This window comes from Micromonospora sp. NPDC050397, from assembly GCF_044901685.1.
In the GTDB taxonomy this organism is placed as follows: Bacteria; Actinomycetota; Actinomycetes; order Mycobacteriales; family Micromonosporaceae; genus Micromonospora_G.
This window is the reverse complement of the sequence record NZ_JBJDPS010000003.1, coordinates 627,856-646,770: the sequence shown is the minus strand read 5'-3', so window position 1 is coordinate 646,770 and position 18,915 is coordinate 627,856. Positions and strand designations below refer to the sequence as shown.

The 18,915-nt window shown below is 71.3% G+C and carries 11 protein-coding genes and 1 pseudogene; 11 read left to right on the top strand and 1 reads right to left on the bottom strand.

Features of this window, described 5'->3' with window-relative positions:
* Positions 1 to 274: 274 nt before the first annotated feature.
* Genes ACI2K4_RS13845 through ACI2K4_RS13825 form a run of 5 tightly spaced genes read left to right on the top strand, consistent with a single transcriptional unit; the run spans position 275 to position 8,496 of the window.
* Complete coding sequence (locus ACI2K4_RS13845; RefSeq protein ID WP_404511071.1) at positions 275 to 1,087, top strand: ABC transporter permease; 813 nt, start codon at positions 275 to 277, stop codon at positions 1,085 to 1,087.
* Positions 1,087 to 1,833, top strand: coding sequence for an ABC transporter ATP-binding protein (locus tag ACI2K4_RS13840; RefSeq protein ID WP_404511069.1), 747 nt, complete (start codon positions 1,087 to 1,089; stop codon positions 1,831 to 1,833). Before ACI2K4_RS13845 ends, ACI2K4_RS13840 begins: the two co-directional genes overlap by 1 nt.
* Complete coding sequence (locus ACI2K4_RS13835) at positions 1,830 to 3,842, top strand: DUF5941 domain-containing protein (protein WP_404511068.1); 2,013 nt, start codon at positions 1,830 to 1,832, stop codon at positions 3,840 to 3,842. Before ACI2K4_RS13840 ends, ACI2K4_RS13835 begins: the two co-directional genes overlap by 4 nt.
* A complete protein-coding gene (locus ACI2K4_RS13830) occupies positions 3,839 to 6,028 on the top strand; it encodes a CDP-glycerol glycerophosphotransferase family protein (RefSeq protein ID WP_404511066.1) in 2,190 nt (729 codons plus the stop codon). The genes ACI2K4_RS13835 and ACI2K4_RS13830 overlap by 4 nt, the downstream gene beginning before the upstream one ends.
* Positions 6,029 to 6,051: 23 nt before the next feature.
* Positions 6,052 to 8,496, top strand: a complete 2,445-nt coding sequence (locus tag ACI2K4_RS13825) for a glycosyltransferase (RefSeq protein ID WP_404511064.1) — start codon at positions 6,052 to 6,054, stop codon at positions 8,494 to 8,496.
* Between the two features lie 52 nt (positions 8,497 to 8,548).
* Here ACI2K4_RS13825 and ACI2K4_RS13820 read toward each other — a convergent pair whose 3' ends face one another.
* Positions 8,549 to 10,087: a glycosyltransferase gene (locus ACI2K4_RS13820; RefSeq protein ID WP_404511062.1), complete on the bottom strand. Its 1,539-nt coding sequence runs from the start codon at positions 10,085 to 10,087 to the stop codon at positions 8,549 to 8,551.
* Between the two features lie 475 nt (positions 10,088 to 10,562).
* Between ACI2K4_RS13820 and ACI2K4_RS13815 the strand changes: the two genes are divergently transcribed.
* The 6 genes and pseudogenes from ACI2K4_RS13815 to ACI2K4_RS13790 form a co-directional block, all read left to right on the top strand.
* Positions 10,563 to 12,578 carry a glycosyltransferase gene (locus tag ACI2K4_RS13815; RefSeq protein ID WP_404511060.1) on the top strand — a complete coding sequence of 672 codons (2,016 nt, stop codon included), beginning with the start codon at positions 10,563 to 10,565 and terminating at the stop codon, positions 12,576 to 12,578.
* Positions 12,579 to 12,735: 157 nt separating this feature from the next.
* Positions 12,736 to 14,052 carry an ABC transporter ATP-binding protein gene (locus ACI2K4_RS13810; RefSeq protein WP_404511058.1) on the top strand — a complete coding sequence of 439 codons (1,317 nt, stop codon included), beginning with the start codon at positions 12,736 to 12,738 and terminating at the stop codon, positions 14,050 to 14,052.
* An 89-nt stretch (positions 14,053 to 14,141) separates the two neighbouring features.
* On the top strand, positions 14,142 to 15,137 hold the full coding sequence (locus tag ACI2K4_RS13805; protein ID WP_404511056.1) for a hypothetical protein: 996 nt from the start codon (positions 14,142 to 14,144) through the stop codon (positions 15,135 to 15,137).
* A gap of 44 nt (positions 15,138 to 15,181) precedes the next feature.
* Positions 15,182 to 15,646 (top strand): DUF4442 domain-containing protein, encoded by a 465-nt coding sequence (locus ACI2K4_RS13800; protein WP_404511054.1) that lies wholly within the window; start codon positions 15,182 to 15,184, stop codon positions 15,644 to 15,646.
* Between the two features lie 73 nt (positions 15,647 to 15,719).
* Positions 15,720 to 16,472 (top strand): HAD family hydrolase, encoded by a 753-nt coding sequence (locus tag ACI2K4_RS13795; protein ID WP_404511052.1) that lies wholly within the window; start codon positions 15,720 to 15,722, stop codon positions 16,470 to 16,472.
* A pseudogene (locus ACI2K4_RS13790) lies at positions 16,469 to 18,823 on the top strand (glycoside hydrolase family 65 protein); the annotation flags it as partial. The gene ACI2K4_RS13795 and the pseudogene ACI2K4_RS13790, both read left to right, overlap by 4 nt.
* Between the last annotated feature and the right edge of the window lie 92 nt (positions 18,824 to 18,915).

The window sequence follows — 18,915 nt, the reverse complement described above, 5'->3', positions numbered from 1 at the left end:
CGCGTCCGGGGAGGTCGCCGCAGACCCGGCACCGCCTACCGAGCGTGCTGACCGACTGCTAACCTATGGCGCGTCAGCGGCCCGCCCAGGCGAGGCCCGCAGCGGCCGTCTGGGTGCCGTGTCCGGGTTTTGGCATGAGACGCGGGAGCACAATAGCTGTAGGGCGGTCGCGGACGGTGACCGGGAGAGGCCAACACGTGATCCGTACCGGATGCGTTGGTGGATCTCTCCGGCGCAGCCGCCCTCGATCATTCTTGGGTTCGGGAAGGCGGCCATGACAACGAGCGTCGCGGGTGTGTGGAGCCATCGCAACGCGCTGCGGCTGCTGGTCCGACGGGATCTGGCGGTCAAGTACCAGCAATCGTTCCTCGGTTATTTCTGGTCGTTGCTCGAGCCCCTCGCCATGGGAGCCATCTACTGGTTCGTGTTCGGTGTGCTCTACGGCACCGGCACCCACACCGGTCCGGCGAAGGATTCGTATCCGCTCTTCCTCATCACCGGGATCTTCGCCTGGATGTGGACGAACTCCGCGATCAGCGAGGCCACCAGCGCGCTCACCGGGCAGGCCCGGTTGATCACCACCATGAAGGTGCCGCGCGAGGTCTTCCCGATCGGGCGGGTGATCGGCCGGTTCGCCGAGTACGTCGCCGGCCTCCCGGTCCTGGTGGTGCTCGCCGCCTACTTCGGTGAGCTGCACTTCGGTTGGGAGTTGCTGGCGCTGCCGCTGGCGGTGCTGCTCCAGACCATCCTGCTCACCGGTGTCGCGCTGCTGCTGTCCTCGCTGAACGTGCTGCTGCGGGACGTGGACCGGCTGATGCGGCTCTTCACCCGGCTGCTCTTCTACGGCACCCCGATCATCTACCCGTTGCAGCTCGTACAGGACTCGAATCTGCCGTCCTGGGCGCGAACTCTGTATGAACTCAACCCGCTGGTTGGCATCTTCGAGTTGTTCCGCGCCATCTGGTACCCGTCGGAATTCCCCAACGCCTGGCTGCTCTCCGTTTCGGTGGTCGGCAGTCTGGTGCTGTTCCTCGGCGGCTGGTGGGTATTCCGCCGGCTCGAGCCCGCCGTGCTCAAGGAGCTGTAGTGAGCAAGCCGATCATCGAGGCGCACAACCTCGGCATCCAGTTCGTCCGTGGCCGGCGACGTCAGTTGCGGCTGCGCGAGATGTTCATCCACCGGGGTGGGCGTCAGCCGACCGCGAACGAGTTCTGGCCGTTGCGCAACGTGTCGTTCGAGGTCCAGCCGGGTGACGCGGTCGGCGTCATCGGCAAGAACGGCACCGGCAAGAGCACCCTGCTCCGGCTGATCGCCGGGGTGTTGATCCAGGACGAGGGTTCGATCACCGTACGCGGTGAGGTGGCCCCGCTGCTGGAGCTCTCGGCCGGGTTCAGCAACGACCTCACCGGGCGGGAGAACGTCCACCTGGTCGGCTCGCTGCACGGCCTGAGCCCGCAGTACCTGAAGAACCAGTTCGACGAGATCGTGTCGTTCGCCGGTGAGCAGGTGGAGAAGGCGATCGACACACCGGTACGGCACTACTCGTCCGGTATGAAGGTCCGACTGGGCTTCTCGGTCATCTCGCACCTCCAGCACCCGATCCTGCTGATGGACGAGGTGATGGCGGTCGGCGACACCGACTTCCGGAAGAAGTGCTACGCCACCATCGAGCGGATGCTCGGCGAGGGACGTTCGCTCGTGCTGGTCTCGCACAACGAGAGCGACCTGACCCGGTTCTGCAACCGGGGGCTCTACTTCAGCGCCGGCAAGCTGCTGATCGACGGCACCGTGCGTGAGGCACTCGACGCGTACAACAACGTGGTCCGTACGTGACGCTGGCCGTCATCCTCACCCGTTCCGCCCACTCCGGCCCGGTTCCGCCGGTCGACGGCCTACCGCCGGTCGACCGGCTGCGGGCCCAACTGACCCGGGCCGGGGCCCGGCAGGTGCTGGTCACCGCCGACCCGGCCGACGTCGCCGCGCTGGCCGAGCGGGCGACCGAGCAGGTCCTGCTCTGCGCCGACGACCTGGTCGCGCACGCCGCGGTGCTGCGGCACCTGGCCACCAGCCCGGTCGGCCCGACGGTCGCGCTGGTGCTGACCGACCCACCCGGCAGCGGGCAGGCGCCGCTGCGCGAGGAGCGCGGCCAGGTGGTCGCGGCCGGGTTCGACCCGGTGCGGCTCGGCGAGGCCACCGGCACGTTCGGCGGGGCGCTCCGGGTCGGGGTGGAGGACCTGCCGATCCTCGCCGCGTCCGCGAGGTCCGCGGTCGTCTCGGTCGGCCCGGGGTCCGCCCCGGACCGGGTCTTCGCGGCCCTGGCCGGCACCGACGCCACGGTCTTCGCCCACCGGGTACGACTGCTCGTCGCGCACCGGGCCACCGACCCGGACGGGATCGCCGCCGCCGTGGCGGCCGTCGCCTCGGTCGAGGAGGACCGGGCCGAGCTGCGGTTGTCGGTCAAGGAGAAGGACGACTTCTTCACCACGTACTTCGTCAGCACCTGGTCCCCGTACGTCACCAAGGCGTGCGCCCGGATCGGGCTCGGCCCCACCGGGGTGACCGCGTTCTCGGTGCTCTTCGCCGTCGCCGCCGCCGTGCTCTTCGGTCTGGGGGGCCGGACGGCGGCGGTGCTCGGCGCGGTCCTGCTCTACCTCGGCTTCGTGCTCGACTGCGTGGACGGGCAGTTGGCCCGATACACCCGGCACTTCAGCCCCTGGGGTGGTTGGCTGGACACGATGGCCGACCGGGCGAAGGAGTACGTCGTCTACGCCGGTCTGGCGGTCGGCGTGGACCGGGCCGGACTCGGCAACGGCTGGACGCTGGCGATCGCCGCGCTGACCCTGCAGACCGCCCGCCACATGACCGACACCTGGTACGGCGCGCTGCACGACGAGGCGGCCCGGCGGCCCAGGGCCGGCGGCGGGGCGGGCGGTGGCTTCGGCGACCGGTTGAGCCAGGCGTCCAACCGGGTGCAGGCGGACACCGGCTCGGTGTCGTACTGGCTCAAGCGCACCATCGTCTTCCCGATCGGTGAGCGATGGGCCCTGATCGCGCTGACCGTGGCGTTGTTCAACCCGTTGGTGAGCCTGGTCGCGGTGCTGGTCTGGGGCGGGCTCGCGGCAGCGTACACGTTGGCGCTGCGGACCCTGCGGGCCCGGTCGATGCGGGTGTCGGTGCTGGCCGGGGTCGACACCACGCTCTACCGCGACGACGGACCGGTCGCCGGTTGGCTGGGTGCGGCCGGACGCCGCCTGCTGCCCCGGTGGGCCGGACCGCTGCCGCTGGCCGTGGTCGCGGTGCTGGCCAGCGCGACGCTGCTGGCGGTGAGCCTGGCCGGGGTCGGTGACACCGCCCTGCGGGTGACGGTGTTGGTGACCGGGGTGGTGGCGGTGCTCGCCGCCGGACTGCCGTCGGCCCGGTCGCACGCCGGGGCGCTGGACTGGCTGATCCCGGCGGCGCTGCGGGCGGCCGAGTACCTGTTCGTGATCGCGGTGGACGTGGCCGCCGGCATCCCCGGCCCGGTGACCTTCGCGCTGTTGTTCGTGCTGGCCCTGCACCACTACGACCTGACCGCCCGGCTGGAGAAGCGGAGCGCCGCGCCCGAGCTGCGCCCGTACGGGCTGGGCTGGGACGGGCGGCTGCTGCTGCTGGTCGTTGTGGTGCTGGCGGGGGTGCCGGCGGCCGGCGAGGCGACGCTCGCCGGGTACCTCTTCGTGATCCTGACCCTCGGTGCGGTCAGCGGATGGATGCTGCCGGCCGCGTCGGCGGGCCCGAGCCACGGCGGTGCCGTCGGCGTCGACGGACGGGCCCCGGTGGTGGCGGCGGAGGAGCGGAAACGATGACCCTGATCAGCTTTGTCGTGCCGGCCTTCAAGGTCGAGGGCTACCTGCGGGAGTGCCTGGACTCGATCCTCGGGCAGCCGTTCACCGACATCGAGGTGATCGGGGTCGACGACCACTCGCCGGACAGCAGTGGCGAGATCTTCGCCGAGTACGCCGCCCGCGACCCCCGGGTCACGGTGGTCGCGCTGCCCGAGAACGTGGGGCTGGGCGAGGCGCGCAACATCGGGCTGGACCGGGCCACGGGCGAGTACGTCTGGTTCGTCGACAGCGACGACTGGCTGGCCGAGGACTGCCTGCCGGCGGTTGCGCGACGGCTGCGCGACACGAACCCGGAGCTGTTGATCGTCGACCACGTCCGCTCGTACTGGGACAACTCAGTGCTGGGCAGCGCGATGCGGGAACTCTTCCCGAACCCGCCCGGGGCGGTCACGTTCAGCCTCCGCGAGCGCCCCGAACTGGTCGGCCTGCTGCACACCGCCTGGAACAAGCTGGTCCGCCGGGACTTCCTGGTCGAACTCGGACTGCGCTTCGGTCCGGGCTGGTACGAGGACGTGTCGTTCACGTACCCGCTGCTGTTGGCGGCGGAGCGGATCGGCGTACTGGACCTGGTCTGCGTGAACTACCGGCAGCGCCGGACCGGTGCGATCACCCGTACCCGGGGGGACCGGCACTTCGAGGTGTTCCCGCACTGGCAGCGGGTGTTCGAGCTGATGGACGAGTGGGCGCCGAGCGTCGACGACCTGCGCCCGCTGATCTTCCGGCGGATGATCTGGCACTACCTGACCGTGCTCGGCAACGGCGACCGGATCGGCACCAAGCTGCGGCCGGCGTTCTTCGCCCGGATGGCCGCCGACTACCGGCGCTGGCTGCCGCCGGGCGGCTACCCGGTTCCGGGTGGCGCCGAGGGGGTCAAGCACAGGCTGGTGGCAAAGGGCCAGTGGCGTACGTTCAGCGCCCTGCGTACCGTGCACCTGGTCCGGGGCCGGCTCCAGGACGGCGCGCGGGCCGGGCGGCGGGCGGTGCTGCCCCGGGCCCGCCAGACCGCCCGGTTCGGCCGGGACACCGTCCTGCGCGGCTACTACCAGGCGCAGTTGCGGCTGCCGATCGACCAGAAGCTGGCCCTCTACGCCGCCTACTGGTACCGGGGCTACGCCTGCAACCCGGCCGCGATCCATGCCAAGGCCCGCGAGCTGGCCCCGCACATCCGGGGCGTCTTCGTGGTACGCCGGGACCGGGTGGCGAGCCTGCCGCCCGGCGTGGAGTACGTCGTCGCCGGCTCGGCCGCCTACTACCGCGCCCTCGCTCGGGCGAAGTGGCTGGTCAACAACGTCAACTACCCCGACTTCGTGGTGAAGCGGCCCGGCTCGGTGCACATCCAGACGCACCACGGCACCCCGGTCAAGGTGATGGGGCTGGACCAGCAGCGTTACCCGACCGGCGCGGTCGGGATGGAGTTCTCCAAGCTGCTGCACCGGATCGACCGCTGGGACTTCAGCGTCAGCTCCAACACCTTCTCCACCCAGATGTGGGACCGGGCCTACCCGGCGAACTACACCGCGCTCAACACCGGCTACCCGCGCAACGACCGGCTGGTCACCGCCACCGCCGAGGAGATCGCAACGATCCGGGCCGGGCTCGGGTTCGGGCCGGACGACCGGGTGGTGCTCTACGCGCCGACCCACCGCGAGCACCTGCCCGGTTACCGGCCACCGTTCGACCCGGCCGAGTTCGTCGAGGCACTCGGCCCGCAGACCCGGCTGATGATGCGCAGCCACTACTTCCACGACCGGGACGTGGCTGGCTCGGTCAGCACCGCCGGCCGGGTACGTGACATGAGCGCGCACCCGTCCGTCGAGGACCTCTACCTCGCCGCCGACGTACTGGTCACGGACTACTCGTCGGCGATGTTCGACTACGGCACGCTGGATCGACCGATCGTCATCTACGCTCCGGACTGGGACGCGTACCGGCTCGCCCGTGGGGTCTACTTCGACGTCACCGCCGAGCCGCCGGGAGCGGTCGCGCGTACCTTCCCGGACCTGCTCGACCTGTTCCGGAGCGGCGCGGTGGAGAACGACGCGGCGGCGAAGGCCCGTGGTCACTTCCGGGCGCGGTTCTGCGTTCTGGACGACGGTCGGGCGGCCGAGCGGGTGGTGCGCCGGACCCTGCTCGGCGAGCCCGGCTGACACGGTTGCCTGGGAGGCAGGGGTTGGGCGCTTTACTCAGTGTGGTCGTACCGATCTACAACGTGCGCGACTACCTGGTCGACTGTCTCGACTCGATCGCCGGCCAGACGTATCCGGACCTGGACGTGGTGCTGGTCGACGACGGCTCGACCGACGACAGCGGCGAGCTGGCCGAGCGGTACGCGGCGGCCAACGACCGGTTCCGGTACGTCCGGCAACCCAACCGGGGGCTCGGCGCCGCCCGTAACACCGGGATCGACGCGGCGGCCGGGGACTACCTGACCTTCGTCGACAGTGACGACCTGCTGCCCCCGTACGCGCTGGAACTGCTGGTCGGCGCCCTGGAGCAGACCGGCTCCGACTTCGCCTCGGGCAACGTCGCCCTGCTCACCTCGCGCGGGTTGCGACAGTCGCCGTTGCACCGGGGCACCCACCGGTTCACCGCCCTGCGGACCAACCTCAGGACCCAGCGCAACCTGGTCTACGACCGTCTCGCCTGCAACAAGGTCTTCCGCAGGTCCTTCTGGGACCGGCACGGGCTGCGCTTCCCCGAGGGGGTGCGGTACGAGGACATCCCGCTGACCGTGCCCGCGTACGCGCTGGCCGACCGGGTCGACGTGCTCGACCTGCCGGTCTACTACTGGCGCCAGCGCGAGCCGGGTGCCGAGCTGTCGATCACCCAGCGGCAGCACGAGGTACAAAACCTGGTCGACCGGTTCGCCGCGGTGGACAGCGCCAGCCGGTCGCTCGGCGGCCTCGACCGCAAGCTCAAGGACTGGTACGACGAGACCACGCTCGTCAACGACCTGCGGATCTTCCTGGACCTGCTGCCGGACGTCGACCAGACGTACCGGGAGCGCTTTGTCGATCTGGCCGCCGACTTTCTCAGTCGGGTCGACGAGCGGGTGCTCGACCGGCTGGTCGCGCGGCTTCGGGTGGCGTGGCGGCTCGCTCGGGCCCGGGCCCTGCCCGAGTTGGTGGAGGTGGTCGCGGCGAGCCGGCTCGGTGCCAACCCGCCGGTGGTGCGCCGGGGTGCCGGGCGTTACGTCGAACTCCCGCTGCTCGACGCCGGGCACCCGGCCGTACCCCGTCGGGCGTTCCAGGCCGGACCCGGCGTACGGACCGAGGTGCACGAGGCCCGCTGGGTCGACGGCCGGTTGCAACTGCGCGGACTGGCCTACGACGTGGCCCGGGGAGCGGCCCAACCGTGGGCCTCGGCCCGGGTGTTCTGGCTGCGCGAGGCGACCGGACGGCGGCGGGTGCTACGGCTGCCGAGTCGCCCGCGACGGGTCGCCGAGGAGGCCGGCTCGGTGCCGTACGGCTGGTCGGGTTTCTCCACCGTGCTCGATCCGCGCCGGCTGCGCGGCCGGGACGGCTGGCGGGCCGGCGACTGGGTGTTCAACATCGCCCTGGTCAACTCCGGCGGTCCGCAGCGGCGCACGCTCGGTCTGGGCGAGGCCCGGCCGGCGCTGCCGGCCCGATGGGTGGACGACGGGGTACGGATCGTGCCCTTCCCGCACCGCGCCGGCCTGCGGCTGCGGGTGGAACGACCGAAGGCGTGGGCGACCAGCACCCGGATCGAGGGCGGCACGCTGCTGGTCGCCGGCCGGGCGGTCACCCGTCCGGCGGCGGCGACACTGCGGCTGGCCCGGACCACCGGTGTCTTCTGGCGCTCCTACCCGGTCGAGACGTCGCCGGCCGGTCCGGCGCTCCCGGGAGTCGCGTCGGGCGGACCGGAGTCGACCGCGCTGGTCGCCGCCGACCCGGTCGCCACCGGGTCGGACGGCGGATCGGACGGCGGGTCGGACGGCGGATCGGACGGCGCGGAGGCCGGGGTGCCCTGGACGGCCAGGATTCCGTTGGCCGACCTGGTCTCCGGCGCGGGCCTGGCCGGCTGGTCGGTCCTGGTCGGTGAGGTGGGCTCCGGGTGGCGGGTCGCCTTCGCCGACGGCGAGGGCGTCGCACCGGAACTGCCGGTCCGGGCCGGCTTCATCGGCTCCCGGCAGGTGGTCGGCGAGGTGGAGGTGGTGGCCCAGCCCGCCGACGACGAGGTGTTGTCGTTGCGGGTGCTCCCGCCGGGGCCGGTGGTGAGCGCCGCCGAGCTGACCGACAATGCCCTCCTGATCGGCGGTGGCCTGCCCAGCGGGCAGCCCGGCGGGGGCGACCTGTGGCTGGTGCTCCGCCGGCCGAGCGGCGCGGACCCGAGCGAGGTGCCGCCGCCCGACATCGAGTTGCCGACCGAGGTCTCGGCCGGGTGGCGGGTCCGGATTCCGCTGGCCGGTCCGGAGGCGGTGCCGGACGGCGACTGGCTGCTGCTCTACCGCTGGGGTGCCGCCTCGGACCCGCTCGACCTGCCCTTCGACATCGCCGCCCGACGGTCGCTGCCACGGGACGCCGGCTTCGCCGGTCGACGGTTGGAACTCCTGCCGGACCGCGAGCGCGAACTGCTCCGCCTGTCCGAGGTGTAAGGAAGGGCCCCTTGTTAACGCATAGCGTTAACAAGGGGCCCTTCCTTACACCTCAGTTGGAGGGGGGCGGGGTGGGGCGGCTGACCCGGCGTTTGACCTTCCGGGCCACCCCGATCGCGGCTTGGCGGGCGACGAACCGGGTGGCGTTGGCGAGGGACCGGACCCCGCCGACCGGGATGGTCTCGGCATCGCCGATCGAGGATCGCCGGGCCCGCTTGCCGGCCGGGTGCACCAGGCGGGGACGGGGCGAGGCCAGGCTCGCCGGGGAGAGCAGGCCGAGGTCGACCACGCCGTACTCCTCGCCGCTGACCCAGCGCTCGCCCGCCACCTCGGCCACCAGCTTGTCCAGCGGCTCGCCAGGCTGGGCCACCCGCTCGGCCCGACTCAGCGCCGACGTACGCCACAGCGCCAACGCCTCGGCCGGTGACTTCGCCCCGGTGGGCAGGAGCCGGACCAGTCCGGCCTGCCACTCGTCGGCCACCTGCACCAGCCGCCGTACGGTGTTGACGTCCACCCCGAGGTGCGGCGGAACGTTCAGCAGGAACGGGGACGGGAACGCCGTGGTGGGCGCGTGCCGGACCAGTTCCACCCGGGGGTCGGAGCGGTAGGTCACCTGGAGCAGTCGCCGGTCGAGCAGCGGGTCGGCGAGGATCGAACGGCGGTTGTCCTCGACCGCGTCCCAGTCCGCCACCAGCTTGACCCGCAGGTCGGTCTGGTCCCCGGCGAGCAGCCGGTCGACGCAGGTGCGGACCAGTTCGAAGGAGCCCTCGGCCGGGACCACCGCGGTGATCAGCGGCACCGCCCAGGACCGGTTCGCCGCGGGGCGCAGGTAGCGCGGGTACGGCATCAGCTCGGCCAGGTACGGGTGGTTGTAGCGGCGCAGCGCGTCGCCCTTGGTCATCATGTGCGTGGCGCCCATGTGCCAGCTCCCGGCCTGCGGCTCGGGGATGTAGACCGCCCCCTGCTGGGTGAGCCGGTAGCCGAACTCGGTGTCCTCGCCGAGTCGCAGCTCCGGGTTGAGCCCACCGGCGGCGAGGTAGAGCGAGCGGGTCAGTGCGGCGGTCGCTCCGACGTGTGCGCGGAAGTTGAGGTGGTCGCCACCGCGTAGCTGGTCCGTCTCGTTGATCAGCTTTTCCACGTAGTCGTGCGGCTCGGTGTCCTGCACCCGGTAGAGCTTGTCGATGGTGCCGGCGGCGCAGCGCTCGGAAACCTCCTCCGGGGTGGGGAAGTTGTCGGCGACAAAGCGCTTGTAGCCAAGGGTGACCGCTTCCTCCGAGACGTGCTGCCAGCGGACCTGGGCCTCGACGTGCTCGGGGAAGACGACCATGTCCGCGTCCAGCCAGTGCAGGATCTCGCCGTCGCTGTTCATCGCTCCGACGTGCAGGGCATTGGAACGGCCCCAACTGGTCGAGTGGTCGGGGACCCGGACGATCCGGCAGTTGGTCGGTCGGATCTTCGGCAGCTCGATCGGAGGCTCGCTGCCGTCGTCCGCCACGATCACCTCGAGCAGGTGGTCGGGGTACGTCTGGTGGCTCAGCGAGGCCAACGTGAGGTTCAGCGTTTCCTGGCAGTTGTACGCGGGGATGACCACCGAGACCGACCTGGTCGGCTGCCATTCGCCTAGTTTCCCTGGCCTGAGGGGGCTCCAATCGTTGCGGACCAACCTGACCTGGTTCGGGTGCGCGCCCGACGGGACGCTGTTCCGGGCAGACACGAGCCACAGTCTAACGACGAGTCGCTGATCCACCGGTCGGTGCTCTCCGGTCGACGGCTTTCGCCGGCTCCGCGTCACAGCCGGGAAAACCGTCGTCAACGTAACGCACGGTGACGATCTGGCTTCTCCCTGCGGTACCGGACGACGGTGACGAACAGTTGGTTAAGACGTGGTGAGGAGGGGGTGTGATTCGGCTTTAGCTCGTGGCCCCGACCGGCCCGTAGGCTTTTCAGCGACTATCGTGGAAGTTTCGAGGTCGTCAGTACGGTTGTGGCGGTGTCTGTCCGACGTCACGGACAGTTGCGGGCGATTCCGCCCTCAGTCGCCACCCGACGGAGAGAGGGACCGGGTCTTGTCGAGCGAGGAAGCGTCGGAGAAGTTTGGCCGCTGGCGGTTGGTCGTTGGTGACCGACCGGGTCTGCGCCGCCGACGCTGGCCCAGCGGAATGGTGGCATCCGGTCTGACCGAGCTGCCGGGCCGGCGACCCCGGGGACGGACCGGACCGCAGCCCGGCGACCGGGTGGTCCGGATGGCCGTCGCGGCGGAGTCCGTCGACTGGCTCCGCCAACTGCTCGGTCACCCGTTCTCCCTGGTCCAGGTGCGTCGGTTGACCGTCGAGGTGGACAACTGGCGGATCCCCGAGGGTGGGTGGTCCGGTCGGCTCGGGCCGCTGCGGCACGTACTCACCCATCAGGTCCGGTTGCCCCGGGCGGCGCGGGGCCGCGCGGTGGTCGAGATCGAGCTGAAGTGGTCCGCCCCGCTGCGGACCGTGGTCGCCGCGATCATCCCGCTGCTCACCCCGATCCGGCCGATGCCCCGCACGGCGAGCGCCGATGTCGCCGCACAGGACGTGTTGCCGACCTGGCTCGGTCCGGGACAGAACGTCACCACGGTCTCCGGCGCGCTGCCGCCGAACAACGACATCCGGGCGCACGACCTGGTGCTCACCGCGACCGGCGAGCCGGCGCCGCTGGAGCCGCCGGCCGCGACCGAGACCAGCGTGGTCGGCGCCGACGCCACCACGGTCGCCGCGCCGCGGCCGTCCGACCTCTACGCGACGACGCTGGCGGCCGGGGGGTACGGCGCCGGGACGGCGGGACGTCCCGCGACCGTCCTGGTCGACCTCGAACAGGCGGTCGTCACCGGCCGCTACGGACCCTTCGGTGCCTCCGCCGGCCGGGCCGAGCTGACCTTCACCGATGCCGAGGACGGGTGGGGCTACCGGCTCGCCGGCCCGGACGGGGTGCTCCGCGTCGGCCGGATCGACCGGCCGTGGCTGGACGAGGAGGCGCTGACCGCGCTGGCCACGACCGGTGTGGTGCACTGCGCGCGGGTCCCGGCGAGGCACCCGGTCGCCGAGGCCGCGTTCCTGGTGCACCTGATCCTGGCCGGGCTGCTGGTGCACGTACCGGACCTGCCGGACGCGGTCGGGGCGCATCTCGCCGACGAGGTCCGCGACGGTCTCCGGGCGGATCTGCCCGGTCGCGGTGAGCAGGACCTGGAGTGGGAGGTGCGGACGGTCGCCCTCCGGCGTTCGGCGATGCGTCTGCACGCCAGCGGGTTCGCGCTGCCCCGACTGACCGCCGACACCTTCCCGAGCCTGGTCCAGGTGCCGTCGGTCAGCGCGTTGCTGGTCACCAAGCGGATCCAGCACGTGGTCGAGGTGGTCAGTGCCATCGAGGCGCAGACGTACCCCAACCTGGAGATCGTGCTCTGCCTGCACGGGGTGGAACTGCCGGCCGAGCTGCGGGCCAGGGTGGCCCGCAGCTCACGACCGATCGAGATCATGACCCTGCCGCCGGAGCACGGCTTCGGCGAGGCGATCGGTGCCGCCACCGCCCGTGCCCGGGGCAGCCTGGTCACCAAGTTCGACGACGACGACACCTACGGCCCGGAGCACGTCTGGGACCTGGTGCTGGCCCGGCACTACTCCGGTGCCGCCCTGGTCGGCAAGGGTGCGGAGTTCGTCTACCTGCAAACGCTCGACACCACCGTACGGCGCGACGCCGGGGTGATCGAGGAGTACGTCTCGGTGGTCGCCGGCGGCACGATGCTGATCAGCCGGGGCGACCTGGAACAGGTCGGCGGCTGGCGGCCGGTGCCCCGCTCGATCGACCGGGGCCTGCTCGACCGGGTCCGCCGCGACGGTGGCCTGATCTACCGGACCCACCCGCTCGGGTACGTCTACCAGCGTCGATCCGACGGGCACACCTGGGACCCGGGGCTGGAGTACTTCCTGCGCGGCGGCGGGATGCAGTGGTCCGGACTGCCCCGGCACCGGGAGTTCGGCACCGAGTCCGGGCTGACCGGGCTGACCGCGATGGGCGTCGCCGACGCGGCCGAGCCGTGGGTGGCGCGCCGCCGCTGACCGTCCTGAGTCGACACACCAGGGTTAGCAGAACGCCTTTGCGGACGAGTTACCAAACCGTCACGGTCTGAGCATGGCACGTTTACCCGATGGGCGTAGGCGATGATCCTCGTCACAGTCATCTCGGGGGCCGGCTCGATGCTGCGGGGAGGTGACGGTGACAACCGTCGCGCTCAAGGACGTGACAAAGGTTTTTGCCGACGGGACGATCGCGGTCGACAGTGTCAACCTCGACGTCAACGACGGTGAATTCATGGTGCTGCTCGGCCCGTCGGGTTGCGGTAAGTCCACCGTGCTCCGGATGGTCGCCGGGCTCGAGGAGCCGAGCAGCGGGGCGATCCTGCTCGACGGCGAGCTGGCGAACGACCTGCCGCCCCGGGACCGCCGGATCGCCATGGTGTTCCAGGACTTCGCGCTCTACCCGCACATGACGGTGGGCGACAACATCGCCTTCCCGCTGCGGCTCTCCGGGGTCGAGCCGGCGCCACGAGGCGAGCGGGTCAACGACGTGGCCAGCGCCCTGGGCATCGGCGACGTACTGGCCCGCAAGCCCAGCCAGCTCTCCGGTGGGCAGCGGCAGCGGGTCGCGATGGGACGCGCGATCGTACGCCGCCCGGGGCTGTTCCTGATGGACGAGCCGTTGTCCAATCTCGACAGCGGACTGCGGGCGGAGTTGCGCGCGGAGATCTCCGGGCTGGTCCGGGAACTCGGGGTGAGCACCATCTACGTCACCCACGACCAGGCCGAGGCACTGACCATGGCCGACCGGGTGGCGATCATGCGCAAGGGGGTGCTCCAGGACGTCGGTACCCCCACCCAGGTCTACGGCCGACCGGCCACGCTCTACGTCGCGGCATTCCTCGGCAGCCCCCGGATGAACCTGCTGGAGGCGTCGGTCTACGTCCACCTCGACCGGTACGTCACCCTAACTCTCGGTGAGCAGGCGCTCTACCTGCCGTGGGACGACATCCGGTCCCGGGCGGTGGCGCACTACCACGGCGAGCGGATCGTGGTGGGGATGCGGGCCGAGGCGCTCAGCCCGGTCGCGCCGGACGCTCCCGGCCACGTGCTCCAGGGACGGATCCGCTACCTGGAGCACCACGGGCACGAGTCGTTGGCCTTTCTCGACATCGGCGCGACCGCGATCGTCGTCGACGAACTCGGCGGCCCGGCACGCGGGCAGAACCAGCCGGGCAGTCGGCTGCGCCGGTTCGGGCACGCCGTACAGCGTCTGACCGGCCGGGCCACCGTGCCGAACCAGTCCGACCAGGCCCGGGAGACGGTCCGCCCCGGGGCGCGGACCAGCGTGCTCAACGATCCCGGCCGCCATCACCGGCGACCGGCCGAACTGGCGGTACGCCTGGCGCCGTACCCGGCGGTGGCGGCGGGGCACCCACTGGCGATCTCCGTACGGATGGACGCCCTGCACTTCTTCGACGAACGTGGCGACCGCATCGATGTGGGGTGGCGCTGAGACGGGTTCACCGCCTAGCGTCAATACGCTCCGTACGCGCCCAGCGAAGTACGCATATGGAAGTACTCGCCCATCGAAGGGAACCATCCGTGGCAACCGACGGCTCCGGCCCGCTCGTGATCGAGCGCATTCTCCGCGATCGACACGGCATCTGGCAGCAGGTGGTCGAGGACCGGGACCTCAACGCGCTGACCGGCAAGATGCTCGCGGCCTCCGCGATCGCCCTGGCCTGCTACGGCGCGGTGCTCGGAGCGTTCCACAGTTTCCTGATGGCGCTCACCTCGGCGGTGAAGCTGCCACTGCTCTTCCTGGTCACGCTGGCGATCTGCCTGCCCACGCTCTACCTGTTCAACCTGGTCTTCGGCGCCCGCCTGTCGGTACGCCAGGCGCTGTCGATGGTGATGGTCGCGATCACGGTCACCGCGATGCTGGCGGTGGCGTTCGCGCCGATCAGCCTCTTCTTCCTGATCACCGCGCCGGACTACGGCTTCTTCAAGCTGCTGAACGTGGCGATCCTGACCCTCTCCGCCTTCGTCGGCCTGAAGTTCCTGACCGGCGGCATGCAGGTGCTCAACGAACACGGCCTGCTCGCTCCGGCCCAGCCGGCACTGGTGGCGACCTCGGCGACGGCTCCGACAACCGCCCCGGTCCAGGCGACGACCGGCACGCCGGTGCCCGCCGACGGTGTCCCGGCGCAGCCGGTCGTGGCCCAGCCCGTGCCGGCCACGGTCGGCGCGGTCAACGGTGACGGTACGGCGCCGGTCGCCGTACCCGTTCCGGTCGCGGCGGCGGCTCCGCAGGTCGTGCCGGCGCCGGTGGCGGTCCAGCCGTACCCGCCGGTGCACACGTTCCCGCCGGGTGGGTTCTACCGCCCACAGCCGGCGGCCCGGGAGACCGGTTCCGGTCAACGGCCGGCGAGCATGACCCTGCTCTACATCTGGATCCTGCTCTTCGGTTTTGTCGGCACCCAACTCGCCTGGACGCTGCGCCCGTTCTTCGGCAGCCCGGGGCAGGACTTTGCGCTTTTCCGCAGCATCGAGGGGAACTTCTACGCCGAGATCCTGCGGACCATCGCCAACCTCTGACGGGCCATTGCCGAGGCAAGTTACCAACGAGTAACATCCGCTCCATGACCATCGATTCGCGTCAGATCGCCGCCGGAATGCTCGAAGCGGTGCCGTTCGCCCGTACCCTCGGCTTCGAATTTGTCGAGATCGCCCCGGACGGCGCCGCCGGCGTCCGGTCGACCGTCCGGCTCCCGGACGCGCCGGCCACCCACAACCACGTCGGCGGCCCGCACGCCGGGGCGCTGTTCACCCTCGGCGAGACCGCGTCCGGCGCGGTGGTGCTGGCCGCCTTCGGCAACCTGCTCGACCGTGCGGTGCCGCTCGCCGTCACCGCCGACATCCGCTACCGGAAACTCGCCATGGGGCCGGTCCGGGCGGTCGCCCGGCTCGGTCGCCCGGCGACCGAGGTGATCGCCGAGTTCGACGGCGGCACCCGGCCCGAGTTCCCGGTGCTGGTGGAGATCGGCACCGACGCGGGCGAGCCCACCGCCGAGATGACCGTGGTCTGGACCCTGCGCACACGGTGACGTCGGGCACGGTCGGGCAACCACGTGCGGCAAAGACGTTTATCCGGCCCGTCCACCCGGATAAGTTGATGATGTGCTGGGCCTACCCGCTCATGTGACCGCCTGCCTCTTCGACCTCGACGGTGTGCTGACCCAGACCGCCCGGGTCCACAACGCCGCCTGGGCCGAGACCTTCGACGCGTTCCTCCGCCGGTGGGCCGCCGACCACCACGAACGGTTCCAGCCGTACGACCCCGGGCCGGACTACAACCGGTACGTCGACGGCCGTCCCCGGGCCGACGGTGTCCGTACGTTCCTCGCCTCGCGGGACATCGTGCTGCCCGAGGGCGACCCGGACGACCCGCCCGAGGCGAACACGGTCAACGGCGTCGGCAACCGGAAGAACGAGATCCTGCTCCGGCGGATCCACACCGACGGCGTCCAGGTCTACGACGGTTCGGTGGCGTACCTGCGGGCCGCCGCCCGGGCCGGCCTGCGCCGGGCGGTCGTCTCGGCCAGCGCCAACTGCCGGGACGTGGTCGCCTCCGCCGGTCTCGAAGACCTGCTCGAAGTGAGGGTCGACGGGATCGTCGCGGCGCGCAGGGGACTGCGCGGCAAGCCGTACCCGGACACCTTCCTGGCCGCAGCCGAACTGCTCGGGGTCAAACCCGACCAGGCCGCGGTCTTCGAGGACGCGCTGGCCGGGGTCGAGGCGGGCCGGGCCGGCGGGTTCGGCCACGTGGTCGGGGTCGACCGGGTCGGGCAGGCCGAGGCGCTGCGGGCCCACGGTGCCGACACCGTCGTCACCGACCTGGCCGAGTTGCTCACCGGGGACGAGGCCCGATGATCCGCGAACGGGCCTACCCGGTCGAGCCCTGGCACATCCGGGAGACCCGGCTCGACGTGGACGTGCTGGCCCAGGCGGAGTCGGTGTTCGCGCTCGCCAACGGGCACATCGGACTGCGCGGCAACCTGGACGAGGGCGAGCCGCACGGGCTGCCCGGTACGTACCTGAACTCGTTCTTCGAGCTACGGCCGCTGCCGTACGCCGAGGCCGGGTACGGATTCCCCGAGTCCGGCCAGACGATCGTCAACGTCACCAACGGCAAGCTGATCCGGCTGCTGGTCGACGACGAGCCGTTCGATGTCCGCTACGGCGAACTGCTCGACCACGAACGGGTGCTCGACCTGCGTGCCGGCACCCTGCACCGGTCGGTGACCTGGCGCTCGCCGGCCGGCAAACGGGTCCGGATCCGCAGCACCCGGCTGGTCTCGTTCACCCAACGCTCGGTGGCCGCGATCCGGTACGAGGTGGAGGCGGTCGACGAGCCGCTGCGACTGATCGTGCAGTCGGAACTGGTCGCCAACGAGGTGCTGCCGGCACAGAGCCGGGACCCCCGGGTCGCGGCGGTGCTGGAGTCCCCGCTGGAGGCCGAGGAGCACCTGGCGCTGGAGGACGGCGGTCTGCTGATCCACCGCACCCGGGCCAGCGGACTGCGGCTCGCCGCCGCGATGGGGCACGAGCTCGAGGGGCCGGAGCGCACCACGCTGAGCACCGAGACCTTCGACGACTGGGCCCGGACCACCGTCACCTGCATCCTCGCACCCGGCGGGGAGAAGGTCCGGCTGGACAAGTACGTCGCGTACGGCTGGTCCAGCCAACGTTCCCGGCCGGCTCTGCGGGACCAGGTCGGCGCCGCCCTCGCCGGTGCCCGTTTCTCCGGCTGGGACGGGCTGCTCCGCGAGCAGCGCGACTACCTGGACACCTTCTGGGACACCTCGGACGTACGGGTGGAGGGCGACCCGGAGGTGCAGCAGGCGGTCCGGTTCGGCCTGTTCCACGTGCTCCAGGCCGGTGCCCGGGCCGAGCTGCGGCCGATCGCGGCCAAGGGGCTGACCGGTCCGGGCTACGACGGGCACGTCTTCTGGGACACCGAGACGTTCGTACTGCCGGTGCTGACGTACACCCTGCCGTCGGCGGTGGCGTCCGGGCTCCGGTGGCGGCACTCGACCCTGTCGATGGCCCAGGAACGGGCCCGGACCCTCGGGCTGAACGGGGCCGCCTTCCCGTGGCGGACGATCCGGGGGCAGGAGTGCTCGGCGTACTGGCCGGCGGGGACGGCCGCGTTCCACATCGCCGCCGACATCGCCGACGCCGTACGCCGCTACGTCAAGGCCACCGGCGACGAGAACTTCGAGCGGGAGGTGGGGCTGGAACTGCTGGTCGAGACCGCTCGGCTCTGGCGTTCCCTCGGGCACCACGACCGCGACGGCCACTTCCACCTGGACGGCATGACCGGCCCGGACGAGTACACCGCCGTGAAGAGCGACAACGTCTACACCAACCTGATGGCCCAGCGGAACCTGCTGGCGGCGGCCGAGGCGGTCTCCCGGCACAGCGACCACGCCTGGCGGCTCGGCGTGGACGACGAGGAGACCGCCGCCTGGCGCGACGCGGCAAACGCGATGCACGTCCCGTACGACGAGGAGTTGGGCGTACACCAGCAGGTGGACGGGTTCACCCGGCTCCAGGAGTGGGACTTCGCCGCCACCCCGCCGGAGAAGTACCCGCTGCTGCTCAACTACCCGTACTTCGACCTGTACCGCAAGCAGGTGGTGAAGCAGTCCGACCTGGTGCTCGCGATGCACTGGCGCGGGGACGCGTTCACCCCGGAGGAGAAGGCCCGCAACTTCGCCTACTACGAACGGCGTACGGTCCGCGACTCGTCCCTGTCCGCCTGCACCCAGGCGGTCCTCGCCGCCGAGGTGGGGCACCTCGAACTGGCCCACGACTACCTGGGCGAAGCCGCGTTGATGGACCTGCACGACCTGAACCAGAACACCCGGGACGGGGTGCACGTCGCCTCGCTGGCCGGCGCCTGGATCGCCCTGGTCGCCGGGTTCGGCGGGATGCGGGACCACGGCGAGATCCTCTCGTTCGCCCCCCGGCTGCCGAACCGGATCGATCGGCTGGAGTTCTCACTGGTCTGGCGCGGGCACCGGCTGCGGGTGGACGTACGCGAGCGGGAGACGACGTACGCGCTGCGCAACACCGACCGGACCGGGTCGGTGGAGGTGATCCACCACGGTGAGCGGTTCGTGGTGACCTGTGACGAGCCGGTGAGCAGGGCGAACCCGGAGCCGCATCCGGTCGGCCCGGCACCACAGCAGCCGCCCGGCCGCGCGCCCGCCCGCCGGGCGTCGGTGACCGAGGCCCGGGGTCCGGGACCGGCGACCCGGCCGGAGGATCCGGCACCCGACGAACCCGGGAGCTGACGCCCGTCGGACCG